This is a genomic window from Shewanella sp. SP1S1-7 (genome assembly GCF_031932105.1).
In the GTDB taxonomy this organism is placed as follows: Bacteria; Pseudomonadota; Gammaproteobacteria; order Enterobacterales; family Shewanellaceae; genus Shewanella; species Shewanella baltica.
Genome location: NZ_JAUOEU010000003.1, coordinates 188,063 through 205,661, shown reverse-complemented (window position 1 = coordinate 205,661; position 17,599 = coordinate 188,063). Strand labels below are relative to the sequence as shown.

Annotated in this window: 18 protein-coding genes; 8 read left to right on the top strand and 10 right to left on the bottom strand. The window is 44.9% G+C overall.

The window, feature by feature from the left end:
* Window positions 1–670: 670 nt before the first annotated feature.
* Window positions 671–1,075, top strand: a complete 405-nt coding sequence (locus Q4Q49_RS04245; protein ID WP_311890935.1) for a GNAT family N-acetyltransferase — start codon at window positions 671–673, stop codon at window positions 1,073–1,075.
* Between the two features lie 38 nt (window positions 1,076–1,113).
* On the opposite strand, the gene Q4Q49_RS04240 is transcribed toward Q4Q49_RS04245, so the two are convergent.
* Together Q4Q49_RS04240 and Q4Q49_RS04235 are read right to left on the bottom strand one after the other, a co-directional pair.
* On the bottom strand, window positions 1,114–1,464 hold the full coding sequence (locus Q4Q49_RS04240; protein ID WP_311987282.1) for a hypothetical protein: 351 nt from the start codon (window positions 1,462–1,464) through the stop codon (window positions 1,114–1,116).
* Window positions 1,465–1,544: 80 nt separating this feature from the next.
* A complete protein-coding gene (locus tag Q4Q49_RS04235; protein ID WP_311987284.1) occupies window positions 1,545–2,087 on the bottom strand; it encodes a GNAT family N-acetyltransferase in 543 nt (180 codons plus the stop codon).
* A gap of 168 nt (window positions 2,088–2,255) precedes the next feature.
* On the opposite strand from Q4Q49_RS04235, the gene Q4Q49_RS04230 reads away from it, so the two are divergent.
* A complete protein-coding gene (locus tag Q4Q49_RS04230; RefSeq protein ID WP_311987286.1) occupies window positions 2,256–3,272 on the top strand; it encodes a GGDEF domain-containing protein in 1,017 nt (338 codons plus the stop codon).
* A 71-nt stretch (window positions 3,273–3,343) separates the two neighbouring features.
* Here Q4Q49_RS04230 and Q4Q49_RS04225 read toward each other — a convergent pair whose 3' ends face one another.
* Window positions 3,344–3,574: a hypothetical protein gene (locus Q4Q49_RS04225; RefSeq protein ID WP_106651524.1), complete on the bottom strand. Its 231-nt coding sequence runs from the start codon at window positions 3,572–3,574 to the stop codon at window positions 3,344–3,346.
* 71 nt (window positions 3,575–3,645) lie between these two features.
* Between Q4Q49_RS04225 and Q4Q49_RS04220 the strand changes: the two genes are divergently transcribed.
* A complete protein-coding gene (locus Q4Q49_RS04220) occupies window positions 3,646–4,062 on the top strand; it encodes an META domain-containing protein (RefSeq protein WP_106651525.1) in 417 nt (138 codons plus the stop codon).
* A gap of 123 nt (window positions 4,063–4,185) precedes the next feature.
* Here Q4Q49_RS04220 and Q4Q49_RS04215 read toward each other — a convergent pair whose 3' ends face one another.
* Window positions 4,186–5,520, bottom strand: coding sequence for a dicarboxylate/amino acid:cation symporter (locus Q4Q49_RS04215; RefSeq protein WP_106651526.1), 1,335 nt, complete (start codon window positions 5,518–5,520; stop codon window positions 4,186–4,188).
* A 207-nt stretch (window positions 5,521–5,727) separates the two neighbouring features.
* Complete coding sequence (locus tag Q4Q49_RS04210; protein WP_311998731.1) at window positions 5,728–6,024, bottom strand: hypothetical protein; 297 nt, start codon at window positions 6,022–6,024, stop codon at window positions 5,728–5,730.
* Window positions 6,025–6,240: 216 nt separating this feature from the next.
* Here Q4Q49_RS04210 and Q4Q49_RS04205 point away from each other — a divergent pair, with 216 nt between their 5' ends.
* On the top strand, window positions 6,241–6,684 hold the full coding sequence (locus tag Q4Q49_RS04205; RefSeq protein ID WP_006084032.1) for a GNAT family N-acetyltransferase: 444 nt from the start codon (window positions 6,241–6,243) through the stop codon (window positions 6,682–6,684).
* Between the two features lie 127 nt (window positions 6,685–6,811).
* Here Q4Q49_RS04205 and Q4Q49_RS04200 read toward each other — a convergent pair whose 3' ends face one another.
* Window positions 6,812–8,107, bottom strand: a complete 1,296-nt coding sequence (locus Q4Q49_RS04200) for a serine/threonine transporter (protein WP_311998710.1) — start codon at window positions 8,105–8,107, stop codon at window positions 6,812–6,814.
* A gap of 700 nt (window positions 8,108–8,807) precedes the next feature.
* On the opposite strand from Q4Q49_RS04200, the gene yjjX reads away from it, so the two are divergent.
* The 3 genes from yjjX to Q4Q49_RS04185 all read left to right on the top strand — a co-directional run bounded on the left by yjjX (window position 8,808) and on the right by Q4Q49_RS04185 (window position 13,120).
* The gene (gene yjjX / locus Q4Q49_RS04195; protein ID WP_261272229.1) at window positions 8,808–9,368 is read left to right on the top strand and encodes an inosine/xanthosine triphosphatase; all 561 of its coding nucleotides are present in this window, start codon (window positions 8,808–8,810) and stop codon (window positions 9,366–9,368) included.
* 4 nt (window positions 9,369–9,372) lie between these two features.
* Window positions 9,373–10,422: a bifunctional helix-turn-helix transcriptional regulator/GNAT family N-acetyltransferase gene (locus Q4Q49_RS04190; RefSeq protein ID WP_261272230.1), complete on the top strand. Its 1,050-nt coding sequence runs from the start codon at window positions 9,373–9,375 to the stop codon at window positions 10,420–10,422.
* A 241-nt stretch (window positions 10,423–10,663) separates the two neighbouring features.
* Window positions 10,664–13,120, top strand: a complete 2,457-nt coding sequence (locus tag Q4Q49_RS04185) for an ankyrin repeat domain-containing protein (RefSeq protein ID WP_311998709.1) — start codon at window positions 10,664–10,666, stop codon at window positions 13,118–13,120.
* Window positions 13,121–13,314: 194 nt separating this feature from the next.
* Here Q4Q49_RS04185 and Q4Q49_RS04180 read toward each other — a convergent pair whose 3' ends face one another.
* The gene (locus tag Q4Q49_RS04180; protein WP_311998708.1) at window positions 13,315–14,505 is read right to left on the bottom strand and encodes a serine hydrolase domain-containing protein; all 1,191 of its coding nucleotides are present in this window, start codon (window positions 14,503–14,505) and stop codon (window positions 13,315–13,317) included.
* A 252-nt stretch (window positions 14,506–14,757) separates the two neighbouring features.
* Window positions 14,758–15,075: a hypothetical protein gene (locus tag Q4Q49_RS04175; RefSeq protein WP_173497308.1), complete on the bottom strand. Its 318-nt coding sequence runs from the start codon at window positions 15,073–15,075 to the stop codon at window positions 14,758–14,760.
* Between the two features lie 167 nt (window positions 15,076–15,242).
* Between Q4Q49_RS04175 and Q4Q49_RS04170 the strand changes: the two genes are divergently transcribed.
* Window positions 15,243–15,560, top strand: coding sequence for an ankyrin repeat domain-containing protein (locus Q4Q49_RS04170; RefSeq protein ID WP_261272233.1), 318 nt, complete (start codon window positions 15,243–15,245; stop codon window positions 15,558–15,560).
* 134 nt (window positions 15,561–15,694) lie between these two features.
* On the opposite strand, the gene nqrF is transcribed toward Q4Q49_RS04170, so the two are convergent.
* Together nqrF and nqrE are read right to left on the bottom strand one after the other, a co-directional pair.
* On the bottom strand, window positions 15,695–16,912 hold the full coding sequence (nqrF, locus tag Q4Q49_RS04165) for an NADH:ubiquinone reductase (Na(+)-transporting) subunit F (RefSeq protein WP_115333946.1): 1,218 nt from the start codon (window positions 16,910–16,912) through the stop codon (window positions 15,695–15,697).
* A 77-nt stretch (window positions 16,913–16,989) separates the two neighbouring features.
* Window positions 16,990–17,598: an NADH:ubiquinone reductase (Na(+)-transporting) subunit E gene (gene nqrE, locus Q4Q49_RS04160; RefSeq protein ID WP_261272234.1), complete on the bottom strand. Its 609-nt coding sequence runs from the start codon at window positions 17,596–17,598 to the stop codon at window positions 16,990–16,992.
* Window position 17,599: the final 1 nt, after the last annotated feature.

The window sequence follows — 17,599 nt, the reverse complement described above, 5'->3', positions numbered from 1 at the left end:
TTCATGTCCCTGTTATGCCTATTCCGACTGGTTTTATCGTTTATTGATTAGTTTGTAGCCAAACGAAGCATTGCTAATAGAATAGCTAATCCGAATCTGGCTCATAAGAGTGAATTATCTAACAAGGTTTTGTCCAAAAGCTTGCTGGGTATCTCCTTCATACAGACTGGTTACACTAGTGCCCAAAAGGTGAGCAATGGTGATTGGCGAGACGACCGTCCGCCCCATGGACGGGGCGGTCGAGCATCCAAGGACGGACTGGCTGCGAGTCGACGAGCGAATGCCATGGCAAGCCTGTGTGAGTGGATACCCGTAAACGCTAAACTTCTAACAACTGAAATTACTGCTCCCAAAACACTACTTTCCAACACATTTCTGTCCAAAAGTATATTGTGTAATCTTTTCAATCCACAGGTTCCGCTAATACCAAAAAAGTGAGCCATGGTGATAGCGAGACGACCGTCGCCCCATTGACGGGGCGGTCGAGCATCAAAGGACTGACGAGCGAATGCCATGGCAAGCCTGCGTTAATGGATATCAGCCAACGAATCTAAATGCTATTACTCACCTTTAGTGCATTAAATCTAACGCACTTCTGTCCAACATTGAGTTTACTGATAGTTGCTATATGATTTGAAAGCAAAAAAATATTTTTAAGGAAGAAATTTAAGTGAAATTTGAAGTTATTCATGAAGAAAATAACGCGATTGTGGATGCGCTGGTAGACGGCGTTAGGCAATTTAATGCTGGGCTATTAGGGCCTGAGAAATCAGTGCCTTTGACTGTCATAGCACGTGATGAAAATGGCAAGTTGATTGGTGGTGTGGGTGGCAGGACTATCTATAAAAACTTCTTAATCAATGTGGTCTGGGTTGATGACCAAACCAGAGGCACAGGGCTTGGGTGCAAACTCATGGCGCTTGCTGAAGCTGAGGCGAAACAGCGGGGTTGCTTGGTAGCTCAAGTGGATACCTTGTCAATTCAAGCACCTGTGTTTTATGAAAAACAAGGGTTTGAGATCATAGGCATAGTCACCACTAACCCTCAGCGCATCTTTCTGATGAAGAAGTATTGATCAAAAAAGCGATTGAGAAACGGACTGAGTAAGCGCACTTAGCAATGGTCGAAATGGGCGTTTTGCATGCACAGTAGACCAATCTGCTCTTGGGATAAAATGGCGCACTCTAGCGCCTTTTTCGTATTCGTGCGGCTGACTTGCTCATCCGTCAGTCGCGTTATCGTCGCCGAATAGGCATTGGTTCGGCCACAATCGAGCCAAATATTCCCCACTTGTACCCAATAATGCTGCGCTTGTCCTGAATCGGAAACAAACTCGACTTCAAATCCCCTCGCCTCACATTCATGGTGAGAGCATTCAGATAAGACCAATCTCAAGTTGTCCCAAGCCGATAAATTGACTTCGGCATATGCCGTTAATAGTGACTCAACAAATTGTACTTTCATGTATTTATCTCCGTTATTTAACCTGAACTCGGGTTATTTACGCAGTAGAGATTGAATCCTTAATTTCTATCATCGAACAACTAAGCTTGGGTCTTTGCCGCCATTAAATAGTAATCCCGCGCTGAGACAGTGAAAAAATCCACCACCTGCATGTGCGCTTTTCCCGAGTGGGCGGCAAAGGAACGTTCATTATCTTCGGCAATAAAGGTCAACATATAGCTAAAATGCGGAGCAACTTGGCGACGAATTTCACTGACTAATGCCTCAAAAATCCCTTGTCCACGGTAGGTTTGCTGCACCCAAATCGGCCCGTATTGGCAAGAGTTGGTCTTAGTTAATTTAGGCCCATCCCAATCGAGTTGCGGCAAACGATTCAACAAAGTGCGATAAATGGGCCAATGTTCGAAAAATCCCCAACGGCCGGCAATCACATAACCGACGATCTGCTGCTCAACCTGCGCCACCACGACCCAATGATGCTGCACTAATTCGCTCAGTTCACTGTGGGAAAAAGCTTGCCCTTGCAGCCCCATACTGGCGGAGGCTAATTCATCATTGAGATGTTTTTTCTCTAGCATCGCTAATAAATCAACATCTTGGGGTAAGGCTAATCTAATCTTCACAGTGTTCTCACAGCATAATGTTGGCTTTAGGCCCAATTTAAGGCCGTCAGTATACTCGGTTGGCTTAGTAGGCACAGCTAGAACAAGGTGCTATTTAGTGCCTTGATTTGCTAAATCCCCTTTTATTTCCCAAACTTAATGGATATCTAGCCCTAGTTAGGCGTTTGTATGTTGCCAGAGACCATCAATCCCAACCTGAGTTTACTTGATAGCGACAATCAGCAAGTGAATCTCACTCGCTGGATGCACCAATGTGAGCTAATCAAAAGCTATTACAACGCTAACACGGTTTTTATATTCCAAAAGACCAGCGCAGGATTTGAGATCATTGTCAGCGCAATCACTGAAACACCACAATTTACCGCGGGCACTTTGTACCCCGCAGAACTAGAACTGTTTAAACAGATACAAAATAGCCAACCCGACGGTTTATATCAAAACCTCGGCAGTTTTATGTTGGATGATTTACCACGGGATTTTGATGGCATTCAGCACATTCTCTCGCGCCCAATCGCTTGGCCCGATGGCAGCCAATTTGGCGCCCTGTGCGTACTCAACCCACATATGGCAGAGCCGCTAGCCAATGCCGCTATGCTCGAACCGTTTCAGATATTGCTGCAACAGGAATTATCTCTGCTGTGCCAGAACCATCGCATTGAATCCCTTTCGATGCGCGACCAAGAAACCGGCATGCTCAATCATTATGGTTTTTTGATGATGGCGCCAAGACAGCTCAATTTAGGCCGCCGCTTTGGTGCCCATGCAGGCATCATTTTTTTTGAATTACTGAGTCCGGATAACACGCCCATCCCCCTCGAAGATAATCACCACAGGCTATTAGGCAAGTTGATCCAAGATACGATACGGACCGCCGACGTTGCCGCCCACTACAACACCACGCAATTTGTGGTACTGGCCTTTGTCGATGGTGAACGGGATATTCAACATATTATGAAGCGGGTTGAAAAACTGCTTGAACAGCAAAATCATCTACTTAGACTCGATGCGAGCTACAGTTTTTTCACCCCGGAATCCAGCGCCAAACTCGCGCCCATGATGGAACTCGCGCGGGGTAAACTCGATTCTATGCGCCCAGCCATGCCTGAGATTGAAGACTCGCCAATTAAGCACGCCATAGACTCAAGCTTATACGATAATCCCGCCGCAGATTCGGCGGCGCTTTAAGTTAATCAAGCAGTGATTTAATCAATTTTAGGCTTAACTGAAATATAGATTTAATTTGAGGCAGTACAAAATCACTTAGATTGCTCATCCTGGCGCTTCGCCCATTGGATAAACAGCACCACGGGATAGGGTGACATAAGGACCAATCCTAAGCCAATCAGGCTTGAGATCAGTAACATGCCGCTTATCTCTAGACTCCATTGAGTCAACATATAGAACCCAAGTCCACAAACTAGCATCAATACGCCTAACCAATGTAAAAACTTCAACAAATTCATAGTACTTTTAAATGAGTCCGACATATAAACCTCTTTAGATCTTTGATAAAACTTGTCACACTATGGCCATAACCATGGAAAAAGGAACCGTAACGATGTTAAAACAAACATTCATCTTAGGTGCGCTACTGTTGGGACTCACCGCCTGCCAAAGTACCGATGTCGCCCAAAATGAGACCATTCCATTAGAGGGCAGCTGGCACATTGAGATGGTTCAAGGCCAACCGACTATCGATTACAGCCCAGCGCAAATTACCTTTGAGGCCGAAGGCAAATTACACGGCAACAACAGCTGTAATAACTTTTTCGGTCAATATACTCAGCAAGGCCAAGAGCTTAAGCTATCTCCTGCCGGTAGCACAATGAAAGCCTGTGTCGATGCGCTAATGCAGCAAGAGCACAAAGTCATGCAAGCAATGCCATTAGTGGCCAAAGCTAAGTTAGTGCAAGGTCGCCTGACGCTACTTAACAGCGACGGCAAGCCAGTGCTAGTCTTGAGTCAATTGAAGTAAGCCCTGTGAAGTAAGCGAACTGAAGTAAACTCAACGAGATAAGCTTCAGCAAAGTACAATTGACTCACATAAAAAAACCGCCATTGGCGGTTTTTTCGTTCTACAACCAGCAGCCGAAGACGACTAGACTTTAGCGCTTTGCTCAGCCGCGGTTTCGAGGGCGATATTCTGCTCGGCTAGCACGGCACTTTGCACCATATCGGCATTGTAGTGCTCCATATCCAATTCATCCTCAGATTTAGCAATCACAGTTGTCGCCACTAAGTCACCGGATACGTTAACTACCGTGCGTGCCATATCCAAAATCCGGTCAATCCCAGCAATTAACGCCACGCCTTCCAAGGGTAAACCGACTGTCGATAATACTAACGTCAACATCACCAAACCCGCGCCTGGTACGCCCGCCGTACCAATTGAGGCTAAGGTCGCCGTTAAAATAATGGTGAGGTAATCTACCCAAGTTAAGTCAATACCAAAAGCTTGGGCGACAAAAAGAGCCGTCACACCTTGATATAAAGCGGTGCCATCCATGTTAATAGTTGTACCCAGCGGCAATACAAAACTGGAAATTTTCTTGTTCACACCTAAGTATTCGCTGGCGCATTTCATGCTCGCAGGTAAGGTACCCGCTGAACTAGAGGTAGTAAATGCCACAGCCATTGCATTACTGATCCCCTTGAAAAAATGTAGAGGATTCAGCTTAGAAAACATACTCAAAACAATACTGTAGAAGCCTAATACGTGAATAATGCAGCCAACGTAGACGGCAACAATAACCTTAAGCAGAGGGAGTAACATTTCAATCCCGTATGCTCCCGCCACCCAAGCCATCAATCCAAATACGCCATAGGGCGCCAGCTTCATCACCATATCGGTTAACTTGTACATGGCTTCAGCAAGACTCTCGAACACTTTAATCGCTGGTTTTCCATGGTCACCGATCAACACTAAGGCAATCCCTAAGGCAACCGCAAAAACGATAACTTGCAAGATCTGACCGTTAGCTAACGCCGCGATAGGGTTGGTTGGGACTATATCAATCAGAGTCTGCATTACCGAAGGCACTTCCTTCGCTACATCAGAAACACCTGAGGGTAAGGGTAAATCAAGACCCGCACCAGGCTGGATAACATATCCAACGGCCAATCCAATACTGATAGCAATTGCCGTAGTACAAAGATAGAAAGTAAAGGACTTAAAACCAATCCGGCCCATCTTGGCAGTGTCTTCCATCGAAGTCACACCCACGATCAGTGAACAAAACACTAACGGCACAATCAACATCTTAATAATATTAACGAATAAGGTTCCAATCGGTTTTAACACCGTCGCTTGCTCACCTAATACTACGCCAACCGTAATTCCGAGCACCATACCGACTAGAATTTGTAGCCACAGAGGCACTGACATCCAGTAGGACCATGTACGGCCTAACATTGATGACGTTTGTTTTGACATGTTAATAACCTTGAATTTGTAATGAAGAACGGGCGAATGCCTATCCTTGGCTGGCACTAATTTATTCCCCAAATTAGCTGAGCGCAGAGTCTAGCATAACGGGCAAAAATCTAAGGATGATCTGTATCACGTTGATGCCAACCGCCGTAAAACCAGCCAAATATGCCAACGACATCGACCAACGCGACTGCATACTTAACCTTTATATTAAGCATCAAAATAGACTGTCACCATAACAGGTGCAATTTGCTGACGATAAAGCGCTGCTGGCGGTTGCTCACGTTCAATCAAATAACTCCAGTAATCGTCATCAAAACCACTGAAAATAAAGTCAGACTTACCCTTAGCTTTCAAGATCAACCACCACCAAACGAGTCCCCACAAACCAAAACTCAACAAAGTTAAGATAAAATGCAGTCGATGGTTTATTTGCTCATCAGCAGTCAGATCAGCAACGGGCAACAACTTAAGTTTATAGCGGCGTGTCGACTTAACGAATCCCATCATATGCTCACTTAGTTCAGAAAAAGGGCACTAGAGACAAGCCTAGCAGATAAGACTTTAGTCGTACAAAAATCCGCAACAACAATTAAGCTCACTCCGCCAAAACCGCGACTGTCGAACTCGTTATCCCACAATGTTCCATGCTAAAGTGAGCCACAAAATGGTTGTTCACTAAACAAGAGCGGTATTACTCAATAACCGCCTAGGAGTTGTTGTATGTTGATCCGTAAAGCTAAGGCTCAGGACCTCAGTGCCTTAGTCCAATTTAATCAGGCGATGGCCCAAGAAACCGAAGGCTTAGCCTTAGATGAAGCGACACTAACCCGCGGCGTGGGCACGCTACTTGAGAGCCCGCAAAAAGGGTTTTACCTCGTCGCCGAAATTGAAGGTGAAATAGTTGGTTCGCTTATGGTGACATTTGAATGGAGCGATTGGCGCGCCAAAGATTATTACTGGATCCAGAGTGTGTATATTCGCCCGCAAAATCGTCGCCAAGGCATTTATGGCAAGCTCTACAGTGAAGTCAAACAACTGGCCGAAGCCAATGGTGGCGCTGCCAGCTTCCGTTTATATGTCGAGCAAGAAAACCTCGCCGCCCAGCAGACCTATCAAGCCTTAGGGATGAAGCAGAGTTACTATTTAATGTACGAAGAAAAATAAGTCCTTCAATAGCTTATTCGCAATAAAAAAGGATCGGGCCAATGGCACGATCCTTTTTTTACGAGTCACGATTCAGACTAAAAACCTAACGCTAACTCCTCGTTAAGCTTCACTACACTCGCAAAACTTAACGGAAGAAACCAAACAGAATCGCCGTCATCGCCAGTAAACCTGCAATGATCACGAAGATATTGCTGATTCGGCCACGATAGGCTTTTAACGCTGGCACTTTATACACGGCATACATAGGCATCAAGTACAGGATAGCAGCGATAATTGGGCCACCTAAGGCTTCAATCATGCCTAAGATACTTGGGTTGATCACAGCCACAGCCCAGATAGTGACAAACATAAAGCCTAGGATGAACTTGTTGATCTTAGCGTCAGCGACTGATTTGCCGCTTGAGCGTAACTGCTTAACGATCACGCCTTTCATGCCTTCTGTCGCGCCCATGTAATGGCCGAAGAAAGAGGACACAATCGCGATAAAGGCGATTAACGGGCCAAAGTAGCTCACAAAACCACTTGAATGCACGTTGGCTAAGTAAGACAGAATCGGTAAGTTCTGCGCTTTCGCTTCTGCCAATTGGGCTGGCGATAACGACAGCACACAAGAGAACACAAACAACATCACAAAGCCCACTAACATCATCGAAGTGTTACGTAAAATGACGTCAGCTTTGCGAGAAGCGTTGGCGCCGTGGTCACGTTTCAGTGACACTGAAAACTGTGAAATCGCAGGAGAATGGTTAAAGGCGAACACCAATACTGGGATCGTCAACCACACTGTACCTAAAAATGCGCCCGCTTCTGGCACAACTTGTAAGGCATCCATTTTCCATTCTGGGATCAGGTAGAACGACATAAAGGCCAAAATACCCACCAGCGGATATACCAGCAATTGTGTCACTTTCAGCATGAACTTTTCACCCGCAACCATCACAGCCATCATACCGAGGATCAATACACCCGATAGAATGAAGCGTGGTGGCGAGGCCATGCCCAACTGATTGACGATAAAGCTATCGACTGTGTTAGTAATGCCTACACCGTAAATTAATACAATCGGATAGATAGCAAAGAAATACAGTACGGTAATGGCTTTACCCGCGCCAACACCAAAATGCTCTTCAACTACTTGAGTAATGTCGCTACCAGGAATGCTTGATGAACAAACAAAACGAGATAAACCACGGTGGGCAAGATAGGTCATAGGACCAATGATCACTGCCATTAACACAAGAGGCCAAAAGCCGCCCATGCCCGCATTGATAGGTAAAAATAAAATTCCAGCGCCAACGGCAGTGCCGAACAAACTCAACATCCAAGTCGTGTCTTGGCGAGTCCAAGGTAAGTGTTTCGTTGAATCTAGATTCTGTGTGCTTTGAGGTGTTCCAAGAACACTGATCGCATCTTTTTGCATATAAAAGTTACCTTACGGTGTGACTAGCATAATAAATTCGCGCTAAGGATAACCAAAAAAAGCCCATAAAAGTTGATCTGACACGGCTTTATGTAAGGGAATTTCATAATAAACTGATATTGAGATCTAGATCGCTGATTTAATGTAATAAATCTTCAATATAGCATCAAAAAACACACATAAAAAACCGCTTAACGACACAATATTTTCACCTCAAACCAAAGCCAGTGACAAAGCATAAGCGCCGAGAAAAACACCGATTCGGAGATAAGTCACGAAAATCAGCAAAACATGATCCAGTGCCGCATATCGACAGCTAAAGTCGATCAAGATCACATCCGCTAATGTTAAATTTTTACAAATCGCTATCAGTCGCAAACGCCATAAAAAACAGCTCACTGCGGAACCAACGCCGGAGTGAGCCGTTAACGAATAACGCAAAATCAGTTCGCTTGAGCTTTGGCGCACTGGCATAGGGTATTGGGTAGCGAAATTAAACAGCGACGTATTACCGGGTAAGATCGTAAACCGAGCCTTCACCGCTTTAATGAATGGCTATTGCCTCCCCTACTGTTGGCTTTTTACTGAGCTTCGCCGACGACTGTGGCAGAATAGAAAACCCAAACGCTTAGACACCTCAGACCATTTAAGCAATGATTCAAACGAGCGTCCACATTAAAAGCTGAAATAAACAACCTATATGCAACAAAAAATTATCAAGATAAAAGTGGGTTCTAAAAACCCAGTAAAAATCAACGCGGCAACCAAAGCGATGGCACAACTGTTCCCCGACAGCATAATAGAAGCCAGCGGTATGGATGCACCTTCAGGTGTTGCGGCGCAGCCAATGACAGATAAAGACACTCGCCAAGGGGCGATCAATCGGGTGCGCTATTGTCAACAGCAGGACCCGCAAGAGACTAAAGCCGACTACTATTTTGCGATGGAAGGCGGTGTCGATTGTTTCGACTTTGGTCCTGCCACATTCGCTTATATCGCTATTGGCCATAAAGACCAGCTTGCCATTGGCCGCAGTGCGATTTTACCTTTACCAATGCAAGTTTATCGGGCATTAGAAGCGGGGGAAGAACTCGGGGATGTCATGGATAGGTTGTTCAATACAATCAATATTAAGCAAAAAGGCGGTGCCATAGGTTTACTCACAGACGGCCATGCGACCCGTGAAAGTAATTACACCCAGGCGATTATTCTCGCCATGGCGCCATTATTGAATCCTGATATTTACACAGTAGATTGTTAGTAATATGTTGCAAGAGGAATTAAAGCCCGCTAACTTAGTTGTGACATGCAACCAAACCTATTCGACTATGGCTCAAACAGACGCACCATTGGCTCAAGATCCTGCGAAGCCTGTGACTCAAACTAAGCAAACGACTGAGTCAGGCTCATCCGCCCAACTCAGGCATTTGTCTCGCTATCTGGTGAGAAATTTAGGCATGCTCAACGCCGCCTTTGGGGATTTACCCCTTTCGCCCGTGCAAGCCCATGCCCTGTTTGAGATAGGCAAGCAGCCCCTGACCATCAAAGAGCTTGCCTGCAAACTCAGCATAGATAAGTCCAATGCAAGCCGCGCTATCAAGCATTTGATCGATAAACATCTTGCCCAGAGTCAGGTACATCCACGGGACAGTCGCTGCTTAGTTGTGCAACTGACACCTGCGGGTAAGAAGTTACTCGTTAAATTGGATACTCAGCAGAATCAATTATTCCAAGGGATCTTAGCCCAACTGACTCCATTGCAAACTTCACAAATCGAAGAGGCCCTCGTGTTATATAACCAAGCCGTACATAACGCCAAGCAGCAAAGTGGTTGCCACATTCGCCAAGCCACAGCCCAAGATGATGCCGCAATTGCCAAAGTCATCCGCGATGTTTCGGCCGAATACGGCTTAACCGCAGATAAAGGCTATAGCGTAGCGGACCCGACCTTAGATTGCCTAAGCCAGATTTACTCCCAAGCGGGCGCCAACTATTGGATTATTGAATTAGGGGGCCGCATTTTAGGCGGCGCCGGTATTGCGCCTTTAGCTAACAATAATGGCGTCTGCGAACTGCAAAAAATGTACTTCATGCCCGAAATTCGCGGTAAAGGTTTAGCCAAACGTTTAGCGCTGCTGGCACTCGATTTCGCCCGCGAAACGGGTTATCAAAGCTGCTATTTAGAAACCACCGCTGTACTAAATGAAGCCGTAAAACTCTATGAGAAATTAGGCTTTGTACATCTGTCGGCTCCCCTAGGGAACACAGGCCACGACGCCTGCGAAATGCCGATGCTGCTAGATCTTAATCAATAGGATATGAAGCAGAATTCCAATCAAAGTAACAATGCCAAACATGTCATCATGCAACTTGTTTGGCATTATCAATTTGTATCACAAAATGTTATTCAAACAGGATCATTTTAATTATCAGTCTTAGGGCATAGTTTTTCTTAACTTAAATGCATTAATATATGGCAATTTTACCTCACTCAATTTTTAATAAATTGAAAGGTGTTTGATATCATTTTGTTAACGGCATTAAATAGGGAACATTATGCTCAGTTGGATTTTTAGTGATAAGAAACTCACACTTCGGGAAATATGCCTAGATAACACGCTTTCGACCTCGGCTAAAATAAAGAAAATTGATCAATTTCTTGCCGATAGTGGAGATCTCAACTTTATTGATCTCAATGTTTCGCCCTGCAATATATTAGTTCCACTATCTTGCAGTCCTCAGTCCGATTTAGTGCTTATAAAATACTTGCTCAGCAAAGGCGCTAAAATCGAATGTAATGGTTTCAGTGCATTGCATTCGGCTATTGAATATAACAACTCAGAACTCGTTACCCTATACCTAGACTCTAGTGCCAATCTTTACTTTCAAAATCAATATAACAATTGCTGGCTCAACTATCTATTTCATCCTAATCCGCAATATATCTATCAACACCATCAACGTAGAGATATGATCGATCTTCTACTTGCAGCTAACTTAGATATCAATAAACCGGTGAGTTTCTGGACCAATGGTGAATTAAATCACCCACTAGAAATATTATATGATGAACGCAATAAAGATCTGTTCCTGCATATCATTAATAAAGATATCCCATTAGATATTGGCAAATTAAGCCTAATTGAAAACATTATTTCTTCGAGCGAATTTTGGGGAGTAGAAACATTTTCTCCCTTGGTTAAACGCTTCCCTGCATTTAAAAAGTCACGCTATATTATGGCCAACGATAGCAGCTTCTGGGATGATGCCAATTTACTCGAACTATGCGTTTACGCTAAAGCGCAAGACTACACTGAATACCTGTTAGACCATTATCCGCAGCTCAAAGCCGATTCTCACGCCAAAAGTTTGGTCTATGCGGCATTGACCTCAGAATTTGACCTTAGGATTATCGAAAAACTGATTAAGGCCACCGTCGATATCAATCGCATCTATAGGATGACACCGCCTGATGCCGACCATTCACCCTTGCTCAACCAATATATTAATAATGCCCAATTTACCGATCCGAATAAACGGAGTTACATCTACCAAGCCCTTGAACTGTTGCTCAAATATGGCGCTAATCCAAATGCCGAATTTGTGAATACGGGTAAATCCTATGAGATGTTAGTCTGGTCGAATTTACGACTATTGGTTTATCCAATGGTCGAAAAGAAAACCTTTCTGCCCGAGTTTTTCGATCTGTTCCTGCAATATGGTATGGATATCAATAAAAAATTTGGGGCGGTGGATGAACCAACCTTACTCACTATCTGCCAGCGTGGTTCAGGGAAAGAAGATCAAGCAACGCTTATCCAAGTGATGGAATATCTGCTCACCAAGGGGCTAGATTTAAGCCTCACCAATATCTACAACACTAACTATGTGTCTGCGGCGGCTATCTCCTGTCGAACCCAACTACTTGAATGGCTTATTAACCAAGGCGGGGATATTTTTACCCATTGCGGCCACGATAATTCGCCCATTCTACACAAGGCGATTTCGACCTACTGGTGGGATGAAATTACCGGCCCTATGCGGCGTAAAACCGTAGAACTATTACTGCGCCATAGAGCCAAGTTAGAAGAATTCTCAGTAGATGAGCAATTTACGCCATTAATGTGCGCCAGTTACTACGGCGCACAGTCCTGCGTAGAGGCGCTACTCGAACATGGCGCAAACCCCAATGCCATCAATGCCGAAGACACCACCCCCGCCCTTTGCGCTGTGATAGGTGGCAGTTCAATCGAGTTCCCCCGCTTTGAATCAACAGCTGTGCGGATCTTAAGACTATTGCAACAATATGGCACCGACTTAACAACTGAGAACTGCCGCGGCAATAGCCCGCTGGTCGCAGCTATAGAGCAGGAATATAAGGAGATTTTCGAAGCGCTGCTGCAAATAGCCTCCTACAGTGAAACTCAGCTTGAGCGAGCACTCGAAGTCGCGGAGCCAGAAAGCTATTTCAGCCGTCGCCTGCTACAACATATTAATGGCGAAACAATGCAACAGCAGACTCAAGTTCAGGCGCAGACTGAAACTAAACCTATCTCAAATATGCAGACAACCGAGACTGCGGATGATAACGCTCCTACTGGCCAACCAGATATAGCGTCTAAAAAGGCCAAATTAGAGGTAAGTAATGCGGCTTCAGATAAAAACCAAATCCCAACGCTGTTCGATCTCAAAACCAAAGTGCAGAGCTTCTTTAAACTTATCGCAAAGGATCCCGATATCACTGTCGCCCAATTTAAAGGCATAGAAGAACAGCTCGATCTGCTGATTGAAAAACTGAATGATTTTAGCTTTTTCCGCAATCAGGCCACCCAAGCGGAGTTTGAAGAAAGCGTGCAGGAATATATCGATGATACGGTCGATGAGATAAACAAGTTAATCGAGGATGATTATCCCGCCCTAACCGAAGCTTTAGTCGATTCAGTCTGGACGATTTTGCAGTACTTTAAGGTTGATATCGAAATTGAAACCGCACTGAGAAAGCGCTTCTGGTAACGATTAGCACCTACTTTGGGTAGCGGTTAGCACCTTAACTGCCAACGAGAACCAAGAGTAAAGCCCCAATTTTGGGGCTTTACTCTTTCGAGGTTAACGCTAACAAAAAGTGACGCTTTGGATACGGATATAGGCAGACTTAGCGGCCTATCAGCCAGCATAATGGCGAAAGCTAAGGTTTAAATATCAGAGGCTTAAACATCAGAGGCTTTAGCACGCAGTAACTGGCTACGGATGACTTGGCGAATCTGATTATGCAGTTCAAATACTCGGTTACGATCGTTAAGGTTTAGCGATAGGTTTTCCAGCATCACCAGATCCAAATTAAATTCAGGATAATGCAGCGTCATCGACATATAGCCAGAAACATAACCCGTATGACTGTATTCGACTAGGCCATCGTCCTTATTGATCCTCACCCCATAGCCATAGCGCATATTCGGCCATAAAAATTGGATCCCGGTATACGCCGTAGTCATACGTTGATAACTCTCTGTACTCAGCAACTTGCCAGAATGTAATAGATGCTGAAAGGCGGCATAGGTGGGCGCTGAGGTAATCAATCCCCCTGCGGGCAATAAAGTTTCATCAATCACTAAGTCAGCAGGGGCAATTACCTCACTTTCCTGTAAACCTACGGCGAGTGAAGGCACTTTGGCGTGAATCGCCTCAATACTGCCAAGCTCAGCACTCAGGCCATTAAGCTGGTATCGCGTTGCAAACTGCGCTACTTGCTTGGCAAAGGATTGTTGATTTATCTTCTCAAGCACTTGCCCAAGCAGTGAATAACCCAAATTAGAGTATTCAAATTGGCTTCCGGGCTCAAAGCGATTGGCCTTACCCAGTTTATCGACACCCGATGTATGAGTCAGCAGTTGATGCAGCGTAATCCGCGTGTCATAACGACTGGGGTTCAAAACACTCGTATTTGTGGCCGCTTCAGTGGCTTTTAGCCCCCTAGCTTCCACGTCAAGATCGCCAAAAAGGTAATGATTTAGCGTTTGATTTAAATCGAGTTTCCCCGTATCAAGTGCCTGCAACACTAGCGTTGCGGTAATTTGTTTAGAGAGCGATGCCATCACAAAGCGCGAATCTTGACTAATACCTTCACCCTTTTGCAGTTCAAACTGCGGCTTGCCCTGCTCAAGCAGGATAACACTGCCACTAAATGGCTGCGGCGAATCCTTTATTGCGGTTTGGATTAAGGTCTTGATCTCCGCCACCTTCGATACTGAAGATGTGGTTTGGCTTTCAACGGCAATCGAGTTACTGCCTTGCCCGATTTGCTCTTGTTCAGCACCTGTTTCTAATAACAGACCAAAACTATTGGCACTTGGGAATAATAAAAAACCAGTCAACAGGGTACTGATAACACTCAAACGCATGGGTTATCCTTAACATAATTAACAAATAATGCTGCCTGCTAGAAAAAAGCAAGCTTATCACAAGCGCTTTTTATGGATAATACAATTTAATCTTTACAATTGAATTATAAAGGAAATATTCCATATAAAAATGACACAACAAAGTGATACCTAGGGCGACGAAGCTAATCCGAGCAGTATAAACCAAGTGGCAGTCTGCCCCAGTTTGTAGACTGAATATCTCAAGTTGCAGCGAATACACATTCAAAATGGCTATAAAACGACAATAGTAATAATTATCGCACCTAACATATATAAGCCTGCTGAAAGTGATATCGATTTTAGTGGGCTAAACTCCTCAACTTCCAACGTCTGTATATCTTCAATTTTGACTAGTTGCCCTTCTCCCTCGATCTGCTGTTCCGTTGCACTTTCGACTTGAAATTCCATTTGTTCGCCAGATATTGTGGTGACTTTGACCTTTTCACCTATGTAGCTGGATACCGATTGAGAATCCAATTTAACTTCATTGAGTGAAGAGCATGCGCAGAGGGAGAAACAGATAAGTGATACTACTGCTAACTTTTTCAAACAAGCCTCCTAATCCCACAACTATTACATCCATGATAAGTTATACCTGTAGACATAAGCATTTAGGTATATGCTACTCAGCTTACGGAGTTTCGCCCACAAGTTAAATAAACCTAGACTAAATCCACTTAAATTAAATCCTTTGGATGAGGTTAAATAGCGATCAAATGAGCACTGAACTCATCGATGCGGTTAAAGCCAAAGATACGCTTGCTGTTAAGCGCATTATTGCCAATGGCGCGAATCTTGAAGGCGTGGACGATGGCGGGATGACGGCACTCTTGCATGCCTGTGAGTTGCAGTCTTTTGAACTGCTCAAATTATTGGTGGATGCGGGGGCCGATGTAAATCATCCAAACTCGCAGGGGTATCATCCGCTCGATATTGCTTACTGGCATGGTGAGTTTCGCATGGGATGCTATACCGCTGAGAGTGAGCGCATGGTGAGTTATTTAACGCGCCATGGTGGTAAATCCTTTAGCTAGGTGAGGAGCTAAATAGCATCAAAATGCGAAAGCTAAAAACTGCGAAATGATAAAAAGCCCTATAAACAAAAATCGCGTTAGGCTCAGCAGTAGTCACTCTGCCTAACGCGATTTTTTTATTACTCACTTACAACCTAATCACCAAAGTCATCGAGTAGGATATTTTCTGGCTCAACGCCTAGGCTTTCAAGCATCTTAATTACTGAAGAGTTCATGATTGGAGGACCACACATGTAGTACTCGCAGTCTTCTGGTGCCTTATGATTTTTAAGATAATTCTCATAAATCACATTATGAATAAAGCCAGTGTAGCCAGTCCAATTATCCTCAGGCAATGGCTCAGATAACGCCACATGCCAAACGAAGTTGTCATTCTCGGCCGCTAGTGCATCGAAATCCGCTTGGTAAAACACTTCACGGGTCGAACGAGCGCCGTACCAGAAGCTCATTTTACGTGTGGTTTTCTTACTCTTAAGCTGATCGAAAATGTGTGAACGCATAGGTGCCATGCCCGCACCGCCACCGATAAACACCATTTCCGCATCGGTTTCCTTCACAAAGAACTCACCGAATGGCCCTGAAATGGTCACTGTATCGCCCGCTTTCAGGTTGAAGATGTAAGATGACATCTTACCCGCTGGCACATTGGCCGATGGCGGCGTCGCAATCCGCACGTTCAGCATAATGCGGCCCTTTTCATCGGGATAGTTGGCCATAGAGTAAGCGCGCAACACTTCTTCGTTGACGGTAGAGACAATGTCAAACAGGCCGTATTTATCCCAATCACCACGGTATTTTTCAGGAATATCAAAGTCGGCGTATTTCACCACATGGGCTGGCGCTTCGATTTGAATATACCCCCCCGCTTTAAAGCGAACATCTTCACCTTCGGGTAACTCAAGCAATAACTCCTTGATAAAAGTCGCCTTGTTATCATTAGAGATCACTTTGCATTGCCACTTTTTCACCCCAAAGATTTCTTCGTCGAGCTCAAGCTCCATATCGGTTTTCACTGAGACTTGGCAGGCGAGACGACACCCTTCTTTAGCCTCTTTCTTGGTGATATGGCCCATTTCAGTCGGCAGAATGTCACCGCCGCCCGATTTGATTTTCACTCGGCACTGACCGCAGGTTCCGCCGCCACCACAGGCTGACGGAATAAAAATACTCTGACTCGCCAAAGCGCCGAGCAACTTGTCACCCGCCGCAACTTGAATGCTTTTTTCGGCATCTTCGTTGATGCTTATTGTCACTTCACCCGTAGCCACTAATTGCTTTTTGGCGATTAGAATCACTATCACCAATAGACAGACCACTAGCGTGAACATGCCTATGCCAATTGCCATTTCCATCGTATTACCCTTTTCTAGCTCTTTTCTAAAAAGAATCTGGTTTCACTTTCTCAACTCTTGGCTCGCCTACTGTTGCTTTACAGCGAGATCCCAGAGAAAGACATAAAGCCCAGCGCCATCAAGCCTGTTGTGATAAAGGTGATACCAATACCTTGTAAGCCTTCGGGAATCGCGTTGAATTTCATTCTTTCACGCAGCCCCGCCAGCAGCACAATTGCCACCGCCCAGCCAAAACCCGAGCCCATCGCAAACACCACTGACTCACCGAAGTTGTAATCACGGTTCGCCATAAAGATCACCCCAGCAAAAATCGCGCAGTTTACTGTGAGCAAAGGTAAGAAGATCCCAAGGGAGTCATACAGGCTAGGAATGTACTTATCCAAAAACATTTCAAGGATTTGCACTAACGCCGCAATCACACCGATGAAAGTGATCAGCTGCAGGTAACTTAAATCGATACCGGGTAATCCCACCCAAGACAATGCACCAGGTGCGAGCACTTTGACGTAAATCAGCTGGTTTAACGGCACGGCTAAGGTCATGACCACAATCACGGCGACGCCTAAACCAAAGGCGGTTGACACTTTTTTAGACACGGCCAAGAAAGTGCACATGCCCAAGAAGAACGACAGCGCCATGTTGTCGATAAAAGTGGCCTGCAAAAATAGATTTATATAGTGTTCCATA